The sequence below is a fragment of the Bacillus sp. FSL R7-0685 genome, assembly GCF_038002425.1.
In the GTDB taxonomy this organism is placed as follows: Bacteria; Bacillota; Bacilli; order Bacillales; family Bacillaceae; genus Bacillus; species Bacillus subtilis.
This window is the reverse complement of the sequence record NZ_JBBOCN010000001.1, coordinates 3,783,513-3,807,029: the sequence shown is the minus strand read 5'-3', so window position 1 is coordinate 3,807,029 and position 23,517 is coordinate 3,783,513. Positions and strand designations below refer to the sequence as shown.

Genomic DNA, 23,517 nt, shown 5'->3' with positions numbered 1-23,517 from the left:
TTGATATATATATCGGAGAAAAAAGAGAGATTAATAGTTAGAAGGAAAAAATTTTTCATAGACAGGCTTGTTTGGCAAAATGCAGATTTTTTCCGCAGGAAGAGGAAATTTTCCAAATGAATTTGTAAGCGTTTTCAAAATAAGATAAAGAAAACATTGCGGAGGTTGTTCACAAAGCAATGTGAAAAGGGGGCTTTTAAGATGAGCGCATTCACTCGGGTAATGGAAGAAAAAATAATGCCTGTCGCCGGGAAAATTGCCGGACAGCGGCACCTCAGCGCTTTGCGTGACGGAATTATCCTGACCATGCCGCTGATTATTATCGGGTCTGTCTTCTTGATTTTAACGAGCCTGCCGATTCCGGGGTATGCTGATTTCATGGCGAGTGTGTTTGGGAAAGAGTGGGCTGATAAGCTCGGATATCCTGTTAACGCTTCGTTTGATATTATGGCGATGATTGCCGCTTTTGGGATCGCCTATCGGCTGGCAGAAAGCTATGGTGTCGATGCCCTTTCTGCCGGAGCGATTTCAATTGCCGCATTTCTGCTGGCAACGCCGTTTGAGGTGCCGTTTACACCGGGTGGCTCAACGGAACCCATCATGGTAGAGGGCGGAATCCCGATCACGCTGCTTGGCAGCAAGGGATTATTTGTCGCCATGCTGATCGCCTTGTTTTCAACCGAAATCTATCGATATATTATTCAAAAAAATATCGTCTTCAAAATGCCAGACGGTGTGCCGCCTGCGGTAAGCAAATCGTTTGTCGCGCTGATTCCCGGCTTTATCATTGTGTTTCTCGTGTGGCTGGCGCGCCTTCTGATTGAAATGACACCTTTTCAGAGTCTGCACAATGTCGTAGGAGACCTGCTTGGCACACCGCTTTCCATCCTTGGCGGCAGTCTCGGCGGAAGCCTGATCGCTGAATTTGTGCAGATGCTGCTTTGGTCGTGCGGGATTCACGGGGCTTCCATCATTGGCGGAATCATGGCGCCGATTTGGTACGGCGCGATGGATGCCAACCGTCTCGCCTTCCAAGCAGGCGAGGCGCTGCCGAGTATTTTTACGACTCAGTTTTTTCAAATTTGGATCAATGTCGGAGGAAGCGGGGCGACGCTGGCGCTTGTCCTGACGGCTTGTGCGCTCCCGGAGCAAACAAATGAAGCAGCTTGGACGATTAGGAATCGGCCCTGCGCTATTTAATATCAACGAGCCGATCATTTTCGGCATGCCGATTGTCATGAATCCGCTCCTTATTGTCCCATTTATCATCGCGCCGCTCCTTACGATTACCGCAACTTATATCGGCATGAGCACCGGGCTGGTGGCGAGGCCGGCCGGAATCGCCGTGCCATGGACGATGCCGCCGCTCATATCAGGTTACCTGGCGACAGGCGGAAAGGTGTCGGGCGCCGTTATGCAGCTGGTAAATCTGCTGATCACCTGTGCCATCTACTATCCGTTTTTCAGAATATGGGATCATCAAAAATGGCGGGAAGAGAGTGCGGTTGAATCTGGGGATAAAAATGTGTAGTGATGTAAGTGTTTAAATAATAAAAAAGCAGCGTTATGCTGCTTTTTTATTACCGCTGAAAGAACTCAATCCACTCACCATCAGGACCTTCGATATAAAAGTAACGGTACCCGTTTGGTAGAGTTGTAATCTCCTCGTCGATAAATTTCGCGTTCATTCTTTCCGCTTTTGTATATTCAGCCGCGATGTCATCCGTCAGCAGGGCAATGTGGTGCACTTTTCCTTCGGAGGGAAGCTCACTGCTGTAGCCTTGAATCAGTTCGATTTCTGTTTCCGGGCCGTCTTCAAAGCCGAGAAAAGCAAGCTCGATTACACCGTTCGTATGTGTGATGCGATCCTTCAATTTCATGCCTAGTACCTCTTCATAAAATGTGATGGACGCGTTAATATCTCTTACCATGATGCCTGTATGGTCAATTCGTTTTGGCATGCTGCTCCTCCTCGTAACTCTTTTTGTCTATCGTAGAAAAACCTTTCCTTTCTGTCAATGCAGACATCTTGGCGTTTTGTGGTACCATAAGAGAAAGCAAACGGAAAGAGGACGACATATATGAAGCTACTCACCCTAAAAAAAGCACACGCTGCCAAAATCAAAAAGGGCTATCCCCTTATTGAAAAAGAAGCTCTCGCAGGGAGTGCAAGGCACATGAAAGAAGGAGACCTCGTTGACATCGTATCTGAGAGCGGCGAGTTTCTCGCGCGGGGCTATTATGGCCTGCAAAACAAAGGGGTCGGCTGGACGCTTACCCGCAATAAACATGAACAGGTTGACCAGGCATTTTTTCTCACCAAATTAACAAAAGCGGCCCAAGCGCGCGCCAAACTATTTGAGGCTCAAGATACAACAGCTTTCCGCCTCTTCAACGGTGAGGGCGACGGTGTCGGCGGCGTCACCATCGACTATTATGACGGCTACCTGCTGATTCAATGGTACAGCAAGGGAATTTACACCTTTAAAGACATGCTGATTTCCGCATTGGATGAGCTGGATCTTGATTATAAAGCGATTTACGAGAAGAAACGCTTCGACACGGCTGGACAATACGTTGAAGATGATGACTTCGTGAAAGGGAGAAGGGGCGAGTTCCCGATCATCATCCAGGAGAATGGCATTCAATACGCGGTGGATCTGAATGAAGGCGCCATGACGGGCATCTTTTTGGATCAGAGACATGTGCGCAAGGCGATCAGAGACCGCTATGCAAAAGGGAAAACCGTTTTAAATACATTTTCTTATACGGGTGCATTCTCCGTGGCAGCGGCGCTTGGCGGAGCGGAGAAAACAACAAGCGTCGACGTGGCAAACCGAAGTCTGGCCAAAACGATCGAGCAATTCAGCGTGAACAAGCTGGATTACGAAGCGCACGACATTAAAGTGATGGACGTGTTTAACTATTTTTCATATGCTGCAAAAAAGGATTTGCGCTTTGATCTGATTATTCTCGATCCGCCTTCCTTTGCGCGCACAAAAAAACGCACCTTCAGCGCGGCCAAGGATTATAAAAACCTGCTGAAGGAAACGATCGCCATCACTGCTGACAAGGGTGTCATTGTTGCCTCTACAAACAGCAGCGCCTTTGGCATGAAGAAATTCAAAGGCTTTATCGATGCCGCATTTAAAGAAACAAACGAACGCTACACCATCATTGAGGAATTTACGCTGCCGGAGGATTTCAAAACGATTTCGGCATTTCCGGAAGGCAACTACCTGAAAGTGGTCCTTCTGCAGAAAAAATAATGAAAAAGCTGCCCTGTTCAGGGGCAGCTTTTTTTTATGTAGAAATGATCTGCTGGACGCGGCCGATGCGGCCATCTTCAAGACGGACTTTAATGCCATGCGGATGAAAGTTTGATTTCGTCAAAATATCCTTCACTGTCCCTCTCGTCAGTTTTCCTGTTTTTTGATCTGCTTTCAATACAATATCAACCTGCAACCCTTTCGAAATGCTGTTTCGCTCTTGCCCGTTCATAACGCACATCCTTTCTTTTGTTCATTATAGTCATTATGGTTTAAAAGTAACAGCCGGCTGATGAAGTGTATGTTTGTTTTTTTCAGCCTTCATTAAATATAATGTCAGGCCAAAGCCTGCTATGCTCAGAATGCCAAAAAGCAAGTAGACTGCGAAAATCGACACGTAGTCAAAAATGTACCCGCCTGCAAATGTGCAGAACCAGTTGCCGAACCCGTTGCCAATGGCGGCGTACATGGTCAGCGCCGTCGCTTCAACGTGTCTTGGGGTAATCTTTTTCACATATTGAAGCGCCGCCGGGATAAATAAACCGATGGCCACTCCCTGAAGAAAGACCGTCGCATAAATGATCCATAGTGAAGGCGCCGTGAAATAGAGCGCCCACCTGAATAATGAGACTCCGCCTGACAGCATAATGACGTTGAGCAGCCCCATTTTATCTATAAATGTTTGGGCGAATCTCATAAATGGAATTTCTGAAATCACGCCGATGAAAAATAAAATGCCGATAGCGGAAAGTGACGCGCCGCTTTTGTCCAGAAAAAGACTGAAATACGTATTGTTCGCTAAGTTTGGAGCAAATGTCGTAAAGGTGATGATCATAAAGATGAGGAAGGTTTTGTTGCTGATAAGCTCCCGGAATCCTTTGCGGATATTGACCTTTGTTTTTGTTTTCTGCTGGCCGGGCATTTGAGAAGCCAATATGGCGGCAATGCACAGAAAGGCACAGCCAAAGATAAAGATCACGTGAATGGGGTACAGCTGGTTCGTCACCTGTCCCATGGCAAACACCGCGACACCGAAGCCGAGAGAACCAAACAGGCGGATTCCGCCATAATTGCCGTTTGTTTCTTGTGTGTACCTTAGTGAAATGCTGTCCGAAAGTGGAATAATCGTGCTTTGAAAGGCTGCAAAACAGGCCGCAATCAAAATAAACAGAGGGAAACTGTCAAATGCAATATAGGCTAATCCAATGATGCCTGTGATTGATGTGCAAACCGCCAGCAGGCCTTTCGTTTTTTGCGTATAGTCGCTGAGCATGCCCCAAAACGGCTGAAAGAAAATCATCACAATCGGGCCCAGCGACATGATCAAGCCGACCTGTGATCCGCTTAAATGCTGTTCCTTCGTTAAATACATACTGAGTAAGGGAATCATGCTGCCCGTACCGAGAAAAGCAAACAAATAAAATCCTTTTAACGCGGCATAATGCCGTCTCACCTGCAAGTTGTGCATGAGGGTGCCTCCTTTGGTATCCACAAATACATTATATTGGAATTCGTCAGCTTTTCAATAAGGGGAAGCACATAAAAAAAACTGCCCTCGAGAGGACAGTTTTTTACATAAATGAAAGCAAAAACGGCGCCGCGCAAAGCGTCATAATCGCAGCTAAGATCATCGATACGCTTGAAATCGTGCCGGACACAGAGCTAAGCTCAAATGCCTTTGACGTTCCCGCTCCGTGCGCGCTTGTGCCAAGCAGCACGCCCCGCGCAATTTCGTTATCAATGCGGAAATAACGGATGACCATCGGGCCGATCACTGTGCCGAGCAAAGCGGTTAAAATCACAAACACGGCTGTGACGGCAGGCATTCCGCCGATCATTTCAGATACGTTCATCGCGATCGGCGTTGTCACTGATCTCGGGACGAGGCTGTCAATTAAGCCGGTGCCGAGGTGAAGCCATTTCGCAATAAGAGCGGTAGAAATAATCGCGATGCATGAACCGACGGCCACATTCAAAATAATTTCCACTGCGTATTTCTTTAAAACAGGGAAATATTTATATAGCGGGATCGCGAATGCCACGGTGGCCGGCTGTAGCATATCGGTCAGCAATCCGCCGCCGAGATTATAGGACTCGTACGGGACATTCACCAGCAGCAGCAGACCGACTAACACAGCGGGCGTCACCAATAGCGGCGACGTATAAACACGCGGAAAGCGTTGATATACCTTTTTTGCTCCTAAATACACCAAAACCGTTAAAAACAAACTTACAATTCCGATGAACACGTATGCTTTTTCTCCTTTCTCTTTGCAATGAGTTGTGTAAGCGTTCCTGTAGACACCATCACGACAAACGTGCTGATGATGACAACAAGCAGAATGCTGACACCAAATTTCGACATAATGTCTCCGTATTCAATCACTCCGACGGCAGACGGGATAAAAAATAAAAGCAGCTCCCCGAGAAGCCACGCTGCACCAAGCTCTATCCATTCAAGCTTGATAATGTTAAAGTGCAATAATGTGAAAAGAATCACAATCCCTATTATACTGCCGGGAATATTTATATGAAGAAGGGCTGTCACCCAATTAATCAGCCGAGCAAATATAAATAACAGAGCGATTTGAATAACGGTTAGCAACAGTTTTTTCATATTGATGCCTCCCTTATATACTTATTGTACATAAGGTCTCGCTATAGGTAAAATATATATTAAGAATAAGAAGTATTCCTTTTGTCTATAGAAAGGGTGAAGCACATGGATATCCGCCATTTAACATATTTCTTGGAAGTCGCCCGTTTAAAAAGTTTTACGAAGGCTTCCCAATCCCTTTATGTTTCTCAGCCGACGATATCAAAAATGATCAAAAATTTAGAAGAAGAGCTCGGAATTGAACTGTTTTACCGAAACGGCAGGCAGGTAGAACTGACTGATGCCGGCCATAGCATGTATGTGCAGGCGCAGGAAATCATTAAATCATTTCAAAACCTGACGTCAGAATTAAATGATATTATGGAAGTCAAGAAAGGGCACGTACGGATTGGACTGCCGCCGATGATCGGATCGGGGTTTTTCCCGAGAGTGCTCGGCGATTTCCGTGAAAACTATCCGAATGTCACCTTTCAGCTAGTCGAAGACGGTTCTATAAAAGTCCAAGAAGGTGTCGGGGACGGCTCTCTTGATATAGGCGTTGTGGTCCTTCCCGCAAACGAAGATATCTTTCATTCGTTTACAATCGTAAAAGAAACCTTAATGCTTGTCGTTCACCCGTCCCACCGGCTGGCTGATGAGAAAGAATGTCAGCTGCGTGAGTTGAAGGACGAGCCTTTTATTTTCTTCAGGGAGGATTTTGTCCTGCACAACCGAATTATGACGGAATGTATCAAGGCTGGGTTCCGGCCCCATATCATTTATGAAACATCACAATGGGATTTTATTAGTGAGATGGTATCAGCCAACCTTGGGATCGGGCTTTTGCCGGAACGGATCTGCCGCGGCCTTGACCCGGAAAAAGTGAAAGTCATTCCGCTTGTCGATCCGGTCATCCCTTGGCACCTCGCCATTATTTGGAGAAAGGACAGGTACTTGTCGTTTGCCGCCAGAGCTTGGCTCGAACATACGAAATCGTATTTATGGGACCCGAAAAAAGATAGTAAAGGATGATGCAAATATGGATGCACAATCAGCAGCAAAATGTCTTACGGCTGTCCGCCGGCATAGCCCACTGGTGCATAGCATAACCAACAATGTCGTAACGAATTTCACAGCAAACGGCCTGCTCGCGCTCGGCGCATCGCCCGTTATGGCGTACGCAAAAGAAGAGGTCGCCGATATGGCGAAAATTGCGGGTGCACTCGTTTTAAATATCGGAACACTGAGCAAGGAGTCAGTCGAAGCGATGATCATCGCGGGAAAATCAGCTAATGAACATGGCGTTCCCGTCATTCTTGATCCTGTCGGTGCCGGAGCAACACCGTTCCGCACTGAATCGGCACGTGACATCATTCGTGAGGTGCGCCTTGCTGCAATCAGAGGAAATGCGGCGGAAATTGCCCATACCGTCGGCGTGACCGATTGGCTGATCAAAGGTGTTGATGCGGGTGAAGGCGGAGGCGACATCATCCGGCTGGCTCAGCAGGCGGCACAAAAGCTAAACACGGTCATTGCGATAACTGGTGAAGTTGATGTCATAGCCGACACGTCACATGTATACACCCTTCATAACGGCCACAAGCTGCTGACAAAAGTGACAGGCGCCGGTTGCCTGCTGACTTCAGTCGTCGGTGCGTTTTGCGCTGTGGAAGAAAATCCATTGTTTGCTGCTATTGCGGCCATTACTTCGTATGGGGTCGCCGCTCAGCTTGCCGCACAGCAGACGGCTGACAAAGGCCCTGGAAGCTTTCAGATTGAATTGCTGAACAAGCTTTCAACTGTTACTGAACAAGACGTCCAAGAATGGGCGGCTATAGAAAGGGTGACTGTCTCATGACTCGTATTTCTCGGGAAATGATGAAAGAGTTATTATCTGTATACTTCATTATGGGGTCAAACAATACGAAAGCCGATCCTGTTACAGTTGTACAAAAAGCGTTAAAAGGCGGTGCCACCCTGTACCAGTTCCGTGAAAAAGGCGGGGATGCGCTGACAGGAGAGGCTCGGATTGAATTTGCTGAAAAAGCGCAGGCAGCTTGCCGTGAAGCTGGTATTCCGTTCATTGTCAATGATGATGTGGAATTGGCTCTGAAGCTGAAAGCTGACGGTATCCACATCGGCCAGGAAGACGCAAATGCGAAAGAGGTAAGAGCTGCCATAGGTGATATGATTCTCGGCGTTTCTGCCCATACGATGTCTGAGGTGAAGCAAGCTGAAGAAGACGGAGCCGATTATGTCGGGCTTGGGCCGATCTATCCGACTGAAACGAAAAAAGATACGAGAGCGGTACAAGGGGTATCTCTTATTGAAGCAGTGCGCCGCCAAGGCATCAGCATTCCAATTGTCGGCATCGGTGGCATCACAATAGATAATGCCGCACCTGTTATCCAAGCGGGGGCCGATGGCGTCAGTATGATCAGCGCCATCAGTCAGGCGGAAGATCCTGAGAGTGCTGCACGCAAGTTTCGTGAGGAAATTCAAACATATAAAACAGAAAGATAATCGTTCATCTTCCTTCAAAAGGCTGTTCTGTAAAAGGACAGCTTTTTTGCTGTCCATCAAGGTTTTCAGACCTTCAAATTTTAATTGACAAAGGACAAGAACTGGCTATGATTATGTTATACAATGATAATCATTTTCAATTATAGGAGGAACATGATGGCTCGGGGGCTGGCACTTATTCTATTCAGCTTGTTGATGGTTTTCGGTTCTGCGGCACATGCGGAAGATGATCCGATCGCCGCATTAATTCAATTAAACAAGCAAATGATCAAATCCGTAAAAGACGGGGATATGGATTCGGCACAACAAACGTTTGAAACCTTCAAAGCGAAGTGGAAAAAAGAAGAACCTTCTATTAAGAAAGAAAACCTTTCTTCTCACAGTGAAATGGACGCGAATATCGCGATGATTTCTCTTTCTTTTATCAATCAAGACGCAGGCAAGCTCAAAACACAGCTTGAAGAGCTTGCGTCTCATTTAGAAACCTATCAGCAGGCTGTCGTGCTGAAAAAGACATCCTCAGGTCAATCAAGGGCGTCCTTAACAGCCTATATACAAAGCTTGAAAGACACAAAACAGTTCATAGAAAAAAAGCAATTGGATGAAGCGTCATCCGCAATCGACAATTTAGTTACATCCTGGCTCGCTGTTGAGGGGGACGTCGTTTCCCAATCGAAAGAAGCCTATACGACATCGGAGGAAAATCTGGCGCTGATGAAGGCGGAGATCGGCAGCCATCCTGAAAAGGTATCAAAGCAAATTGACGAAATGATTCAATTGCTCGAGCCGATCGCTTCAAGCAGCTACAGCTGGTGGGATGCGGCGCTGATCCCGATTCGTGAAGGGATGGAGGCCCTCCTTGTCATCGGAGCACTATTAACCATGACAAAAAAAGCGCGGGTCACGCGCTCCTCGGCATGGCTGTTTCCTTAGCAGCCGGCATCGGTGTCACGGTTCTGTTCTCCTCCAGTGTATTCGGAGAAAACAATTTCTTGCTTGGCGGCGTCACCGGCGTACTGTCCGCTGTCATGCTTTTGTATGTCGGGGTGTGGTTGCACAGAAACGCCTCAATGGATAAATGGAGAGAAAAAATCAATATCCAGAAGTCACAGGCACTAAAAAAACGAAGCCTGCTTTCCTTTGCGCTCATTGCATTTCTGGCAGTTGTAAGAGAAGGTCTCGAAACGGTCATCTTTTTCATCGGGCTTGTCGGGAAGCTCCCGCTCACTGAACTGATCGGCGGAACTGCCGCAGGGCTTATCGTTCTCGTCATCGTCGGTGTTCTGATGATCAAGCTCGGAATGCGCATTCCATTGAAGCCGTTTTTTCTTCTATCAATGGCGGTTGTCCTGTATATGTGCGTGAAGTTTCTCGGAACCGGCGTTCACAGCCTTCAGCTGGCGGGCATTCTTCCGTCTGATGCAGAAAGCTGGCTGCCGTCTGTATCGGTGCTAGGAATTTATCCGTCTGTGTACAGCACGATTCCGCAAATGTTGATTTTCCTCTTTTTACTGATTGCGCTTGTTTCAGAAGCGGCAAAACATTTTACAAACGGAAAGGAACTGACAAAATGAATTTCACAAAAATCGCTGTATCAGCCGGATGCATCCTTGCGCTGTGCGCAGGCTGCGGAGCCAACGACACATCTTCAACTAAAGAAAAAGCTTCATCTGAAAAAAGCGGGATCACTAAAGAAATCACCGCATCCGTAAATAAAATGGAAACCATCATTTCTAAGCTGAATGACTCAGCGGAAAAAGTAGACCAAAAAGAGATTGAAAAGAAGGGGAAAGAGTTAAACAGCTACTGGCTTTCCTTTGAAAACGATATTCGCAGCGACTATCCATTCGAATATACAGAAATCGAAAAGCATCTTCAGCCAATCTACACAGAAGCGCAAAAAGACAAACCGGATACAGCAAAAATCAAGACAGAATCCGAGTCACTGAAAGCGTCCTTAGAAGACCTGACAGAAGCGAAGAAGAGCGGCAAAAAGGCTAGCGATCAGCTGGCAAAAGCAGCGGATGAGTATAAAGGCTATGTCAAAGAGCAGAGTGACCAGCTTGTCAAAGCGACTGAAGCATTTACGGGTGCTGTGAAATCTGGCGATATCGAAAAGTCCAAAACGTTATATGCGAAAGCGCGTGTTTATTACGAGCGAATCGAACCGATCGCTGAAAGCCTCGGAGATCTTGATCCGAAAATTGATGCTCGAGAAAACGATGTTGAAGAAGGAGACAAATGGACAGGCTTCCATAAGCTTGAGAAGGCCATTTGGAAGGATCAAGATATTTCCGGGGAAAAGGCAACAGCTGACCAGCTTCTCAAGGATGTAAAAGAGCTTGACGGTTCAATTCAATCACTGAAATTAACACCTGAACAAATTGTAGCAGGCGCGATGGAGCTTCTGAACGAAGCCGGAATTTCGAAAATCACGGGAGAAGAAGAACGCTACTCACGAATTGATTTAGTTGACCTTATGGCAAATGTGGAAGGCTCCGAAGCCGTTTATCAAACAGTGAAAAGCGCGCTTGTAAAAGATCACTCCGACTTGACGGAAAAACTGGATACGGAGTTCAGCGAATTTGAAGTTTTAATGGCAAAATACAAAACAAATGATCAGTCCTATACGTCTTATGATAAATTAAGTGAAAAGCAAATCAGAGAGCTGAGCACAAAGCTGACGACTCTTTCTGAAACCATGTCGAAGATTGCGAATGTGCTATAAAAGGAGTTTTGTAACATCATGAGCGATGAACAAAAAAAGCCAGAACAAATTCATAGACGGGACATTTTAAAATGGGGAGCGATGGCGGGGGCAGCCGTTGCGATCGGTGCCAGCGGTCTCGGCGGTCTCGCTCCGCTTGTTCAGACTGCGGCTAAGCCATCGAAAAAGGATGAAAAAGAGGAGGAGCAGATTGTTCCGTTTTACGGAAAGCATCAGGCCGGAATCACAACTGCTCATCAAACGTATGTCTATTTTGCTGCGCTGGATGTGACAGCAAAAGAGAAAAGCGACATCATTACATTATTTAGAAACTGGACAAGTCTCACACAGATGCTGACGTCTGGCAAGAAAATGTCGGCTGAGCAGAAAAATCAATATCTGCCGCCGCAGGATACAGGTGAGTCTGCTGATTTACCCCCTTCCAACTTAACGGTCACATTCGGATTCGGGCCTGGCTTTTTTGAAAAAGACGGAAAGGACCGCTTCGGGCTGAAAAGCAAAAAACCGAAGCACTTGGCCGCTCTTCCAGCGATGCCGAATGACAACCTGGATGAAAAGCAGGGAGGCGGAGACATCTGCATTCAAGTATGTGCAGACGACGAGCAAGTGGCGTTTCACGCGCTGCGTAACCTGCTAAATCAAGCGGTCGGCACTTGTGAGGTCCGCTTTGTGAACAAAGGCTTTTTAAGCGGAGGAAAAAATGGCGAAACACCGCGCAATCTTTTCGGGTTTAAAGATGGAACAGGCAACCAGAGCACGGAGGATGACAGCTTGATGAACTCGATCGTGTGGGTTCAGTCCGGTGAGCCTGACTGGATGACGGGCGGCACCTATATGGCTTTCCGGAAAATCAAAATGTTCCTTGAGATATGGGACCGCTCTTCCCTCAAGGACCAAGAGGATACCTTCGGCCGCAGAAAAAGCTCAGGGGCGCCTTTTGGGCAGAAAAAGGAAACAGATCCCGTGAAGCTGAATCAAATTCCGTCTAATTCACACGTCAGTCTAGCGAAATCTACGGGAAAACAAATTTTGCGAAGAGCTTTCTCTTACACAGAAGGACTTGATCCGAAAACCGGCTATATGGATGCAGGTCTCCTGTTTATCAGTTTTCAAAAAAATCCCGACAATCAGTTTATCCCGATGCTGAAGGCTCTTTCAGCAAAGGATGCGTTAAACGAATATACACAAACAATCGGTTCTGCTTTATATGCATGCCCAGGCGGCTGCAAAAAAGGAGAATATATTGCCCAGCGTTTGCTGGAATCATAAAAGAAGCCTAAATCGGCTTCTTTATTTAAAAAACAGTTGTAACTTTAATTGTTACAGTTTAAAATCAATTTATACGAAAGGAGATTATCATGACAGTACACATTAAAGTTTATTCAGATTACGTCTGCCCATTTTGTTTCGTTGGAAAAGCCGCTTTTGAAGAAGCGATAAAAGGAAAGGATGTTGATGTCGAGTGGATGCCGTTTGAACTGCGCCCAAGCCCATCTCCTCAGCTTGATCCGGTCAATGATCCTTCCAAACAGTACATGTGGCAGACATCAATTCAGCCAATGGCGGAGAAATTAGGAGTTGAGATCAATTTTCCAAACGTCTCGCCCCATCCGTATACAGACCTCGCGTTTGAAGGCTTCCATTTTGCGAAGAAATACAATAAAGGACATGAATACAACACCCGTGTCTTTCAGGCGTTTTTCCAGGAGGGCCAAAATATCGGCGACATTGACATCTTGACGAAGCTCGCCGAGGAAGTGGGATTAGACGGTGCAGCATTCAAATCAGCACTGGAAACAAGAACATATCAGGACGTGCAGCGCCAAGCCTTGAAGCACGCTTATGAAGAGGCTGACATCACAGCCGTTCCAACCTTTATTATTGGCGACACTGTAATTCCAGGTGCTGCCGGCAAGGATGTATTTGAAAAAGCGATTTCTGAAGAACAGAAGAAAAGACAAGGAAAAAGCTCTCTATAAAGAGAGCTTTTTTTATTCCTGTTCCATATGGACACCAGTATGCGCCTTCACCTGAATTTCTGCAAACGTATCTTCATCAATTGTTTTATCAGATGACAGCACCGTTCCGAGCCACGCGCCGAGAAAGCCGAGCGGGATGGAAATAATTCCTGGATTAGACAGCGGAATGAGCGGATCACCGGTAAAAATAGCACCTCCGGCCGGGTCCCACACACTAGGGCTCATCGATACCAGCACAAGCGCGCTGATCAGGCCTGTCAGGCTGCCCCATAAAGCGCCTGAGGCATTGAATCGTTTCCAGAAGACTGTAAACACAATCAGCGGAAGGTTTGCGCTGGCGGCTACCGCAAACGCGAGTGCAACAAGGAACGCCACATTTAAGGATTGTGCAAAAATCGCAAGGAGAATCGAGAGCACTGACACGGCGACAGAAGCCCATCTGGCCGCTTTCATCTGTTCTTTTTCAGTTGCTTCTCCCTTTCTGATGATCTGGCTGTAAATATCATGGGCAAATGCTGAGGCGGCAGACAGCACCAACCCTGTCACGACAGCCAAAATGGTGGCAAAGGCGATGGCTGATACAAATGCGAACAGAAAGTCTCCTCCGAGCGCTTTTGCTAAAAGCGGAGCCGCCATATTTCCCGCTTGATCAGCCGCTGTAATCGCGTCAAAACCGACGAATGCCGCGGCACCAAAGCCGAGAAACACCGTCATAATGTAAAACACACCGATAATCCATGTCGCTGACACAACGGATGTACGGGCCGTCTTGGCATCCTTAACGGTATAAAACCGGATCAATATATGCGGAAGCCCGGCGGTTCCCAGCACGAGTGCCAAGTTTAACGACAAGGTCTCAAGCGGCACCTTGTATTTATTTCCGGGATTCAAAAAATCAGCGCCAAGCGGAGTAGCCGTTTTCATCTGTTCAAACATGGTATTAAGGCTAAAGCCGAATTTCGAAAACACGATAATCGAAATCACGAGTGTACCGGCCATCAGCAAAACGGCTTTAATAATTTGAACCCAGCTTGTTGCGATCATGCCGCCAAACACGACATAAATGGTCATCAGCACTCCGACGATGAGGACAGCCGCGGTATAATCCAGCCCTAGAAGCAGTTTGATCAGCGCTCCCGCCCCCACGAGCTGGGCGATCATATAAAAAGTAGAGATGGCAATGGTATTGAGAGCCGCGACACCGCGGATTTTCTTTTCTTTAAAGCGAGCGGCAATCATGTCTGCCATCGTGTACTTTCCAAGATTCCGAAGCGGCTCCGCCACGATGTACAAGACAACGAGATAAGCCACCAGAAAACCGATGCTGTAAAAGAAGCCATCAAATCCATATAACGCAATCATTCCGGCAATCCCGAGAAACGAGGCGGCAGACATGTAGTCACCGGCAATTGCCAGTCCATTCTGAACGCCGGTGAGCCCGCCACCCGCCGTATAAAACTCACTCGTCGTTTTCGTCCGCTTCGCGGCAAAATACGTGATAATAAGCGTCAGGCCAACAATTGCCAAAAACAATAAAAAAGCAGTCATATTCATGTCTGTTCACCCTTCAGATCCTCTTTTAAAGCGCTTACATACTTATCGAAATGGGCGGCTCTCCGGGAATACACAGTACTCAGTATCCAGGTCATAGCGAATTGGGCGATGGCGAACAGCCAAGCCCATGAAACAGCTCCAATGGCCGGTGCATTCAAAAAGGTGAAATAAGATGTCAAAACAGGGAGTGAAAAATAAAAAACAAAAAAGAAAATCGCAGAAGGAACAATAAAAGCGCGTTTCTGCTTTAAAAAAGCTTGAAAAGACGGCGTTGCAGCAATCTGTTTATAATCAGCTTTGTACATGGCTTTCCTCCTTTTATTCGCAAACGTAAGCAAAAAGGTACACCAATAGGTATGTACTGAAAGTCCGATTTATGCGTTGAACAATATCTGGAGGATGAAAAAAGAAGGAAGTCGTGAAGAGGTGAACACAGTGGTCTAAAGACAGGCGAAGGTTTTCAAGCTCGGCCGTGTATAAACGAGTTTGCTTTCAAAACCTCACCGAATGCAGCTTGTTCTCAGCAAAGCTGCTGTTTACCAGAGCACGGTTATCATGTTCGCATCACCGGCTGTCTGTCGTAGTTAGCTGACACACCGTTTGTCCTCAAGCTCAGCGCAGCGATTTGCTTTTGAATAGAGGATATGGTGAAAACTCAGATCAGGTGATAGAAAAGCCAGAGGTAAATAGATCCGCCTGTTCGGACTAGTCTTGCCGGACGGTTTTTTTGTGGTTTTTCTTTCTCGATGCTGTCTCAGATTCTAAAAACTGCCTCACATCATGAATGCCTAATCCAATGGATCTAGCTTCTTGAATTAACATATGCCAACCTTTGTCCAAATCTTTTTTAACATGAGTTTTCATAGTAACCTCCAATTGTATAAAATGTTTTCCTGCAACATGCGGGCAATAAAAGACAAGCCAGCGCGATGATGAGGCGAGTACAACAAATTTCACACATAGTTGCTCGGTGTTCACAAACTGAAGGAAAAACCACCTACCTATTCCCTAAAAAAATGACTAATATAACCAATGGACCTTATTTATAATAATAAACAATTAAATACTGACTGGATAGTATGTAAATGAAAATAAATCATTTAGCCTATTAAAAATGACCCCTGGGAAACCGAATAGCATAACCGTTCAAAGAAATAAATACCGCTAAAGATTGATCCGGTGTAAGATAAGGGTAATCATTACCGCCAGGAGAAAAATATGAAAAAAAACAAATTTCAAATTAAAAGAGAAGCAACATTTGAAAGTTTTATAGACGCTGGCGTGAATTTGTTGATTGACCGAGCGTATGATCCGGTTTCTGTAGAAGATATCAGCAGAGCCGCCGGGTACAGCAAAGGAGCATTTTATGTTCATTTTGTCAGCAAGGACGATTTTCTGCTGTACCTTCTCGAAAAACGTCAGATGAAAAAAAAGATCATTATAGGGTATCTTGATCAAATGGAGCGGGAGTCAGTGAAATCGCTGACATTGGACGAGGCTGCAAAACACGCTGCAGAACTGCTTTATTCCTATTACATAAATAAGCCGTCGTGGGACATCACCTCGTTTGCCATGAACATGCCGACATATAAAGTCTTAAAGAAATGCAAGGCCTATGTCCGGCTGTACGAATTGTGGGTGGAAGAAAATGTGTTATATATTAAGTGGCTGAAGGAGAGAAAGCTGATTGACGCCTGTATTGATCCTGAATATACGGCTAAAATAATATGTGCAGTCCTCGACGGAATCATCAAACAATCATATGTATTGGGCCAGCCAGCCACCTTCCGCAGCTTTTTAGACGCACTCTCGGTATTTTTTACTTTAGACAGAGAGCACGAGACGCCAAGAATTTTGAAAAGTTTTTCAGAAAGCGAGGAACATCAGTGAAGTATAGAGAAATAATTATGTATATCATTATGGGGGTTTTCACAACCATTGTGAATATCGCCAGCTTTTATATATTGGTAGAGATCATGAATGTGGATTACAAAGCCGCCACTGTTGCCGCTTGGATTTTGTCCGTGCTGTTTGCTTACATAACAAATAAATTATATGTGTTTCAGCAAAAAACACATGATCTGCAGAGCCTGCTGAAAGAGCTCACTGCTTTTTTCAGCGTTCGGGTCCTGTCTCTCGGCATAGATTTAGGCATGATGATCATTCTTGTCGGCCAGTTTAATACAAATGAAACCTTGGCCAAAATACTCGACAACGCGGTCATTGTTGTCGTCAACTATGTTGCGAGCAAATGGCTCGTCTTTAAAAAAACAAAAGAAGAAGGGGTATGAGAGGACTGCAGCATATGATCTGCCGTTTTCTATGAAGAAATAAGGGGAATAAAAAATAAAAACCAGAAAGGTGATTGCACATGCGGGAAGAGCTAAAGGGGATATTTGCAAGTGTATTCGGAGAAAAAGAGGGGTTACGGTTTTTTTTCGCACCTGGAAGAGTGAATCTGATTGGAGAACATACAGACTATAACGGCGGGCATGTCTTTCCGTGCGCGCTGACAATGGGTACATATGCTGCTGTTGCAGAAAGAAACGACGGGCTTGTCCGGATGTATTCAGATAACTTTAGAAACGCAGGCATCAAGGAATGCAGCCTTGACGACATTCGCTATCAAAAAGAAGACGACTGGGCGAACTACCCAAAAGGCGTGATTTATGAATTTCAACAGAGGGGATATGCAGTTCCCCATGGCTTTGACATTGTATTTTCAGGGAATATTCCAAACGGGGCGGGGCTGTCGTCTTCCGCTTCTATTGAATTGCTGATGGGGGTCGTGCTCCAAAGCTATTTTCATCCTGAAGTAGATGCGCTTGAGCTTGTGAAAATGGCGCAGCATGCGGAAAACCATTTTATCGGCGTCAATTGCGGAATTATGGACCAATTTGCAATTGGAATGGGGAAAAAACATCATGCGATGCTGCTGAACTGCGACACGCTTGACTATGAATATAGCAAACTCAATGTCTCAGGCCTCGCGCTGGTCATCGCGAACACGAACAAAAAAAGGACATTGGCTGACTCAAGCTATAATACGAGACGCCAAGAATGCAATGATGCATTGCTTGATTTGAAAAAAGGCCTCGATATTGCCGCACTGGGCGACATCAAGCCTTCTGATTTCGATGCGCATTCCAGCCTGATCCAAAATGAAACGAACAGACGCCGGGCAAAGCACGCTGTATACGAAAATCATCGTGCTATTAGAACGGCCCATATGTTCAAAGAGAACAATATAGATGAAATCGGGCAGTTAATGAAGGAATCCCACCTTTCATTGAAGGATGACTATGAAGTAACATGCCCTGAACTTGATGAGCTTGTGTTTGCGGCATGGGATCACGAAGGTGTAATTGGATCAAGAATGACGGGAGCAGGCTTTGGCGGATGCACCATCAGCATTGTAAAAGATGAGTTCGTTGATGATTTTATTCAGAAGGTTGGAGACAGATATCAAGCAAAAACAGGGCTCCGAGCGGATTTTTATGTCGCGGATATCGGAGAGGGAGCGAGAGAACTAAAGGGGGAGTGACATATGAGTATTATTGAACATCTGGAACAGTTGCTAGAGTATGGCCTGGAACGAAAATTGATTTCGATCTGGGATCGGGAATATACGAGAAACCGTCTTTATGAAGCGCTGGGCATCACACATCCCGAGCCGGTCTCCAGCACCAGCATCAAGCAGTCACAAAGCCTGCCGGACTTGCTCGCTCCCATCTATAAATGGGCTGCCGAAACCGGCCGAATGGAAGCGGATACAGATACGTACCGTGACCTGCTCAGCGCAAAGCTGATGGGCTGTTTTGTATCTGCTCCGTCAGAGGTCATTCGCAAATTTGAAGAGACAAAAGCATTATACGGCCCAAAACAGGCGACAAAGGAATTCTATCAATATTCAGAGGATGTCTATTATATACGGACTGACAGAATCGCCAAAAATGTTCATTGGACGGTGCCGACCGAATATGGCGAACTGGAAATGACCATTAACCTATCAAAGCCTGAAAAGGACCCGAAAGCGATTGCGGCTGCAAAAGAGCAGGAACAGACAAATTATCCGATGTGTTTGCTGTGTAAAGAAAATGTCGGGTTCGAGGGAAGCGTGAATCATCCAGCCCGGCAAAATCACAGAATCATCCCGGTCATCCTTGAGGACGAACAATGGTTCCTGCAATTCTCGCCATATGTCTATTATCCGGAGCACTGCATTGTCTTAAAAGGTGAACATGAACCGATGGAGATCAGCAAAAAAACATTTGAAAGGCTGCTGTCATTTCTCGGGCAGTATCCGCATTATTTTATCGGTTCAAACGCGGATCTGCCGATTGTCGGCGGCAGCATCCTAAGCCATGATCATTTCCAAGGCGGCGCGCATGATTTTCCAATGGCACGTGCAGAAGCGGAAGACGTTTATGAATTAAAAGATTATCCCGGCGTGTCGCTGGGCTTAGTGAAGTGGCCGATGTCTGTGCTCAGGCTCCAAGGAGACGAACCGGGTCATGTCGCCGAAGCTGCTGACCATATCTTCCGCACGTGGCAGATGTATTCCGATGAAAAAGCCGCCATTGCCGCCTATACAGGCGATACGCCCCATAATACGGTCACACCGATTGCGCGGCGCAGGGGAGGCTTGTACGAACTCGATATCGTACTGAGGAACAACCGGACGGATGAGGAGCATCCATTAGGGATATTTCATCCCCATAAGGAAGTTCACCATATTAAAAAAGAAAATATCGGCCTGATTGAGGTCATGGGATTGGCGATATTGCCGGGCCGCTTACAGGAGGAAATGAAAGAAACGGCAGCGGCGCTATGCTCTGCTGATCCGAAAACAGCTTTAGAACAAAATCCGCTCACGGCAAAACATAGTGAGTGGGCTATTCGGATGATGGGAAAAAGAACCATAACAAAAGAGAATGCAGATCTAGTCATAAAAGAAGAGCTGGGACATGTATTCGCTCGCATTCTTGAACACGCCGGTGTGTTTAAACAGACAACAGAAGGAAAACAGGCCTTCAGAAGGTTTATCGACCAGTTGGGCGTCAAACCAGTCAAAAGCCTCAACCGCTAGGGTTGAGGCTTTTTCGATTTTTATGGCAAAACAAACACCCAAAGCGCTGACGCTTCGGGTGCTGCTTTTATCCTCTTTTTCTGGTTAACAGGCTTACTAGAAAGACAACAATGGCTGCACCGATTACCGCTGGAATAATGGCAAATCCGGCTAGGTGCGGCCCCCATGTTCCAAGCAGCCCGTGTCCGATCCAGGCGCCAATAAGACCTGCGATCATAGACCCGATAATTCCTCCGGGCATATCTCCTTTTACAAACAGGCTTCCAAGCCATCCGATAATAATAGCGACGATAAGTGAAATAAGAAAACTCATCATGCAACACATCCTATTTTTTATTTATTTGCTTATATCATTCCTCTTTTTTGTATAAGATAAACAACTGGATGCTCTCATTAAAAAATACGGACAATTCAGAGCATATTGGCTCTTCATTGCGCCTTTTCTTTCAATATTTGATGCGTTAAAATGGTAACCGTGTGAAAAGATGCTAGACAAGGAAAAAATAATTCCTATCTAGAAAGTTTAACAAAATGAAATTTTTGATTGACCTAAGTTTTTTATTGTGGTAAACCTTTATTTGTCAGAATTAGTTCTTCATCATCTTTTCTTTACTTATATGCGGAAATAACTAGAAACTTTTCATCTTAAGCGATAGATGTGAATAAAGTTGGAGCAATTTTTGTCGATTTTATGACATTTAAGCGAAAATGGGATGAAGTTTATAAAAAAATAAAGCTAATAAGTGAAGTTTTTGATAGCATAACAAAGTAGAGAAAAGATTTTGAGGAAGTATGCACTTCAGATTTATTACATCAATAGGAAGGATGGTGATCTTCTTGTTCAGAGCATTAAAACCGTTGCTTGTATTAGCGCTGTTAACTGTGGTTTTCGTCCTTGGGGGATGCAGCAATGCTTCAGTACTAGATCCGAAAGGACCTGTAGCTGAACAGCAAAGTGATTTAATCCTGTTATCTATCGGATTTATGCTGTTTATCGTCGGGGTCGTCTTTGTTCTATTTACCATTATTTTAGTAAAATACCGCGACCGTAAAGGCAAAGATAATGGATCTTATAACCCAGAAATTCACGGTAACACGTTTTTAGAAGTAGTCTGGACAGTGATCCCAATTTTAATCGTCATTGCACTTTCTGTGCCAACCGTACAGACGATATATTCGTTAGAAAAAGCTCCTGAAGCAACAAAAGACAAAGAGCCTCTTGTTGTTTATGCTACTTCGGTAGACTGGAAATGGGTATTCAGCTACCCTGAACAGGATATTGAAACGGTCAACTACTTAAACATTCCTGTCGACCGCCCGATCTTGTTCAAAATCTCATCTGCAGATTCAATGGCTTCGCTATGGATTCCTCAGCTTGGAGGGCAAAAATATGCGATGGCAGGAATGCTGATGGATCAATACTTACAGGCTGACAAAGTGGGTACTTACGAAGGCCGCAACGCGAACTTCACAGGTGAACATTTTGCAGACCAAGAGTTTGATGTGAATGCAGTTACAGAAAAAGACTTTAACAGCTGGGTGAAAAAGACTCAGAACGAGGCTCCTAAGCTGACAAAAGAGAAGTATGATGAATTGATGCTTCCTGAAAATGTGGACGAATTAACGTTCTCTTCTACTCACTTGAAATACGTTGATCACGGACAAGACGCTGAGTACGCGATGGAGGCGCGCAAACGCCTTGGCTATCAAGCCGTTTCACCGCACTCTAAAACAGATCCGTTTGAAAACGTAAAGAAAAACGAATTTAAGAAGTCTGATGATACAGAAGAATGATATTGATCAGGAAAGGAGGAAGCCTGCATGAAATTCAAATGGGACGAATTTTTCGTAACGGGTGACCCATTAATTCTGGGCGCACAAGTTTCCATTGCGCTTTCAACCATTGCCATTATTTTTGTACTGACTTACTTCAAAAAGTGGAAATGGCTGTGGTCTGAATGGATAACTACTGTTGACCATAAAAAACTCGGAATCATGTACATTATATCTGCTGTAATAATGTTATTCCGCGGCGGTGTCGACGGTCTGATGATGCGTGCCCAGCTAGCGCTTCCGAATAACAGTTTTTTAGACTCAAACCACTATAATGAAATTTTTACAACTCACGGTACAATCATGATCATCTTCATGGCGATGCCGTTCTTAATCGGTCTTATCAACGTTGTTGTGCCTCTTCAAATCGGTGCCCGCGACGTTGCGTTCCCTTACTTGAACAACCTGAGCTTCTGGACGTTCTTTGTAGGGGCGATGCTTTTCAATATTTCTTTCGTTATCGGAGGTTCTCCGAACGCAGGCTGGACGAGTTATATGCCGCTTGCAAGTAACGACATGAGCCCTGGGCCGGGTGAGAACTACTACCTCCTCGGACTTCAGATTGCCGGTATCGGTACCCTGATGACAGGGATCAACTTTATGGTAACAATCTTAAAAATGAGAACAAAAGGCATGACTTTAATGCGTATGCCAATGTTCACATGGACAACACTGATCACAATGGTTATTATCGTGTTTGCGTTCCCTGTACTTACAGTAGCATTAGCACTTTTATCATTTGATCGTTTGTTCGGCGCTCACTTTTTCACATTGGAAGCAGGCGGTATGCCGATGCTTTGGGCTAACTTGTTCTGGATTTGGGGACATCCTGAAGTATATATCGTTATTCTTCCGGCGTTTGGTATTTTCTCAGAAATCATCTCAAGCTTTGCAAGAAAACAATTGTTTGGTTACAAAGCGATGGTTGGTTCTATTATCGCCATCTCTGTATTGAGTTTCTTAGTTTGGACTCACCACTTCTTCACAATGGGGAACAGTGCGTCCGTTAACTCATTCTTCTCAATTACGACAATGGCAATCTCAATCCCAACCGGGGTTAAAATCTTTAACTGGCTCTTTACAATGTATAAAGGCCGAATCAGCTTTACAACACCTATGCTGTGGGCGCTTGCGTTCATTCCTAACTTCGTTATCGGCGGGGTTACAGGGGTTATGCTTGCGATGGCAGCAGCGGATTATCAATACCATAATACGTACTTCCTTGTATCTCACTTCCACTATGTGCTGATCGCGGGTACTGTATTTGCTTGTTTCGCCGGATTTATTTTCTGGTATCCAAAAATGTTCGGCCACAAGCTGAACGAAAGAATCGGAAAATGGTTCTTCTGGATCTTTATGATCGGGTTCAATATTTGTTTCTTCCCGCAATATTTCTTGGGGCTTCAAGGCATGCCTCGCCGTATTTACACATACGGACCGAATGACGGCTGGACAACATTGAACTTTATCTCAACAGTCGGAGCTTTCATGATGGGTGTAGGATTCTTAATCCTTTGCTATAACATCTACTACAGCTTCCGTTACTCTACTCGTGAAATCAGCGGAGATTCATGGGGTGTGGGACGTACGCTTGATTGGGCGACTTCTTCTGCGATTCCGCCGCATTACAACTTTGCGGTGCTTCCTGAAGTCAAATCTCAAGATGCATTCCTGCATATGAAAGAAGAAAAAACTGAATTATACCCTGAAAGTAAATTCAAGAAAATCCATATGCCAAGCAACTCAGGCAGACCGTTCTTTATGTCTGTTGCCTTCGGTCTTGCAGGCTTTGGACTTGTCTTTGAATGGTACTGGATGGGCGTAGTCGGATTGATCGGAGTCCTGCTCTGCATGGTTCTGCGTTCATTCGAATACGACAACGGCTACTACATTAGTGTTGATGAAATAAAAGAGACGGAAAGAAAGATTTCCGAATAAGGAGGCGT

The 23,517-nt window shown here is 45.5% G+C and carries 22 protein-coding genes and 2 pseudogenes; 15 read left to right on the top strand and 9 right to left on the bottom strand.

What is annotated here, in order from left to right; genetic code table 11:
• Window positions 1-201: 201 nt before the first annotated feature.
• Window positions 202-1,531: pseudogene (gene celB / locus MKY50_RS19785) on the top strand (PTS cellobiose transporter subunit IIC).
• A gap of 49 nt (window positions 1,532-1,580) precedes the next feature.
• On the opposite strand, the gene glxA reads toward celB, so the two are convergent.
• A complete protein-coding gene (gene glxA / locus MKY50_RS19780; RefSeq protein ID WP_014665869.1) occupies window positions 1,581-1,961 on the bottom strand; it encodes a glyoxalase GlxA in 381 nt (126 codons plus the stop codon).
• A 120-nt stretch (window positions 1,962-2,081) separates the two neighbouring features.
• Here glxA and MKY50_RS19775 point away from each other — a divergent pair, with 120 nt between their 5' ends.
• Window positions 2,082-3,269: a class I SAM-dependent rRNA methyltransferase gene (locus MKY50_RS19775; protein ID WP_341117152.1), complete on the top strand. Its 1,188-nt coding sequence runs from the start codon at window positions 2,082-2,084 to the stop codon at window positions 3,267-3,269.
• Window positions 3,270-3,303: 34 nt separating this feature from the next.
• On the opposite strand, the gene MKY50_RS19770 is transcribed toward MKY50_RS19775, so the two are convergent.
• The 4 genes from MKY50_RS19770 to MKY50_RS19755 all read right to left on the bottom strand — a co-directional run bounded on the left by MKY50_RS19770 (window position 3,304) and on the right by MKY50_RS19755 (window position 5,886).
• Window positions 3,304-3,501 (bottom strand): YwbE family protein, encoded by a 198-nt coding sequence (locus MKY50_RS19770; RefSeq protein ID WP_003227367.1) that lies wholly within the window; start codon window positions 3,499-3,501, stop codon window positions 3,304-3,306.
• A 33-nt stretch (window positions 3,502-3,534) separates the two neighbouring features.
• Window positions 3,535-4,737: an MFS transporter gene (locus MKY50_RS19765; RefSeq protein WP_015250930.1), complete on the bottom strand. Its 1,203-nt coding sequence runs from the start codon at window positions 4,735-4,737 to the stop codon at window positions 3,535-3,537.
• Window positions 4,738-4,840: 103 nt separating this feature from the next.
• Window positions 4,841-5,518, bottom strand: coding sequence for a CidB/LrgB family autolysis modulator (locus MKY50_RS19760; protein WP_003227371.1), 678 nt, complete (start codon window positions 5,516-5,518; stop codon window positions 4,841-4,843).
• Window positions 5,500-5,886, bottom strand: a complete 387-nt coding sequence (locus MKY50_RS19755; RefSeq protein WP_003227375.1) for a CidA/LrgA family holin-like protein — start codon at window positions 5,884-5,886, stop codon at window positions 5,500-5,502. The genes MKY50_RS19760 and MKY50_RS19755 overlap by 19 nt, the downstream gene beginning before the upstream one ends.
• Before the next feature lie 105 nt (window positions 5,887-5,991).
• On the opposite strand from MKY50_RS19755, the gene cidR reads away from it, so the two are divergent.
• The 7 genes and pseudogenes from cidR to MKY50_RS19720 all read left to right on the top strand — a co-directional run bounded on the left by cidR (window position 5,992) and on the right by MKY50_RS19720 (window position 13,095).
• Window positions 5,992-6,897 carry a cidABC operon transcriptional activator CidR gene (gene cidR / locus MKY50_RS19750; protein ID WP_003227377.1) on the top strand — a complete coding sequence of 302 codons (906 nt, stop codon included), beginning with the start codon at window positions 5,992-5,994 and terminating at the stop codon, window positions 6,895-6,897.
• 7 nt (window positions 6,898-6,904) lie between these two features.
• On the top strand, window positions 6,905-7,723 hold the full coding sequence (thiM, locus tag MKY50_RS19745; RefSeq protein WP_029726196.1) for a hydroxyethylthiazole kinase: 819 nt from the start codon (window positions 6,905-6,907) through the stop codon (window positions 7,721-7,723).
• Window positions 7,720-8,388, top strand: a complete 669-nt coding sequence (gene thiE, locus MKY50_RS19740) for a thiamine phosphate synthase (protein ID WP_015250933.1) — start codon at window positions 7,720-7,722, stop codon at window positions 8,386-8,388. The genes thiM and thiE overlap by 4 nt, the downstream gene beginning before the upstream one ends.
• 156 nt (window positions 8,389-8,544) lie before the next feature.
• A pseudogene (efeU, locus tag MKY50_RS19735) lies at window positions 8,545-9,962 on the top strand (ferrous ion permease EfeU).
• The gene (gene efeM / locus MKY50_RS19730) at window positions 9,959-11,116 is read left to right on the top strand and encodes an iron uptake system lipoprotein EfeM (protein ID WP_341117151.1); all 1,158 of its coding nucleotides are present in this window, start codon (window positions 9,959-9,961) and stop codon (window positions 11,114-11,116) included. Before efeU ends, efeM begins: the two are co-directional and overlap by 4 nt.
• Window positions 11,117-11,134: 18 nt before the next feature.
• Complete coding sequence (gene efeB, locus MKY50_RS19725; RefSeq protein WP_341117150.1) at window positions 11,135-12,385, top strand: iron uptake transporter deferrochelatase/peroxidase subunit; 1,251 nt, start codon at window positions 11,135-11,137, stop codon at window positions 12,383-12,385.
• 89 nt (window positions 12,386-12,474) lie between these two features.
• Window positions 12,475-13,095 carry a DsbA family oxidoreductase gene (locus MKY50_RS19720; protein ID WP_038429828.1) on the top strand — a complete coding sequence of 207 codons (621 nt, stop codon included), beginning with the start codon at window positions 12,475-12,477 and terminating at the stop codon, window positions 13,093-13,095.
• A gap of 12 nt (window positions 13,096-13,107) precedes the next feature.
• On the opposite strand, the gene MKY50_RS19715 is transcribed toward MKY50_RS19720, so the two are convergent.
• The 3 genes from MKY50_RS19715 to slrA form a co-directional block, all read right to left on the bottom strand.
• On the bottom strand, window positions 13,108-14,649 hold the full coding sequence (locus tag MKY50_RS19715; protein WP_003227390.1) for a solute symporter family protein: 1,542 nt from the start codon (window positions 14,647-14,649) through the stop codon (window positions 13,108-13,110).
• Window positions 14,646-14,954 (bottom strand): DUF485 domain-containing protein, encoded by a 309-nt coding sequence (locus MKY50_RS19710; protein WP_003227392.1) that lies wholly within the window; start codon window positions 14,952-14,954, stop codon window positions 14,646-14,648. The genes MKY50_RS19715 and MKY50_RS19710 overlap by 4 nt, the downstream gene beginning before the upstream one ends.
• A gap of 400 nt (window positions 14,955-15,354) precedes the next feature.
• Window positions 15,355-15,513 carry a transcriptional regulator SlrA gene (gene slrA / locus MKY50_RS19705; RefSeq protein WP_003243648.1) on the bottom strand — a complete coding sequence of 53 codons (159 nt, stop codon included), beginning with the start codon at window positions 15,511-15,513 and terminating at the stop codon, window positions 15,355-15,357.
• A gap of 354 nt (window positions 15,514-15,867) precedes the next feature.
• On the opposite strand from slrA, the gene slrC reads away from it, so the two are divergent.
• From slrC to galT, 4 genes are all read left to right on the top strand, one after another.
• Entirely contained in the window at window positions 15,868-16,539 is a 672-nt protein-coding gene (gene slrC, locus MKY50_RS19700) for a transcriptional regulator SlrC (RefSeq protein ID WP_014478350.1), read from the top strand.
• Window positions 16,540-16,556: 17 nt separating this feature from the next.
• Window positions 16,557-16,940 carry a GtrA family protein gene (locus MKY50_RS19695; protein WP_003227398.1) on the top strand — a complete coding sequence of 128 codons (384 nt, stop codon included), beginning with the start codon at window positions 16,557-16,559 and terminating at the stop codon, window positions 16,938-16,940.
• A gap of 80 nt (window positions 16,941-17,020) precedes the next feature.
• Window positions 17,021-18,193 carry a galactokinase gene (locus tag MKY50_RS19690; RefSeq protein WP_049140921.1) on the top strand — a complete coding sequence of 391 codons (1,173 nt, stop codon included), beginning with the start codon at window positions 17,021-17,023 and terminating at the stop codon, window positions 18,191-18,193.
• A gap of 3 nt (window positions 18,194-18,196) precedes the next feature.
• Window positions 18,197-19,738: a UDP-glucose--hexose-1-phosphate uridylyltransferase gene (gene galT, locus MKY50_RS19685; protein ID WP_341117146.1), complete on the top strand. Its 1,542-nt coding sequence runs from the start codon at window positions 18,197-18,199 to the stop codon at window positions 19,736-19,738.
• A 67-nt stretch (window positions 19,739-19,805) separates the two neighbouring features.
• On the opposite strand, the gene MKY50_RS19680 is transcribed toward galT, so the two are convergent.
• Window positions 19,806-20,051 (bottom strand): GlsB/YeaQ/YmgE family stress response membrane protein, encoded by a 246-nt coding sequence (locus MKY50_RS19680; protein ID WP_009968363.1) that lies wholly within the window; start codon window positions 20,049-20,051, stop codon window positions 19,806-19,808.
• A 515-nt stretch (window positions 20,052-20,566) separates the two neighbouring features.
• Between MKY50_RS19680 and qoxA the strand changes: the two genes are divergently transcribed.
• Together qoxA and qoxB are read left to right on the top strand one after the other, a co-directional pair.
• Window positions 20,567-21,532, top strand: a complete 966-nt coding sequence (qoxA, locus tag MKY50_RS19675; RefSeq protein WP_010886637.1) for a cytochrome aa3 quinol oxidase subunit II — start codon at window positions 20,567-20,569, stop codon at window positions 21,530-21,532.
• A 27-nt stretch (window positions 21,533-21,559) separates the two neighbouring features.
• Window positions 21,560-23,509 carry a cytochrome aa3 quinol oxidase subunit I gene (gene qoxB, locus MKY50_RS19670; protein ID WP_003227407.1) on the top strand — a complete coding sequence of 650 codons (1,950 nt, stop codon included), beginning with the start codon at window positions 21,560-21,562 and terminating at the stop codon, window positions 23,507-23,509.
• Window positions 23,510-23,517 lie beyond the last annotated feature (8 nt).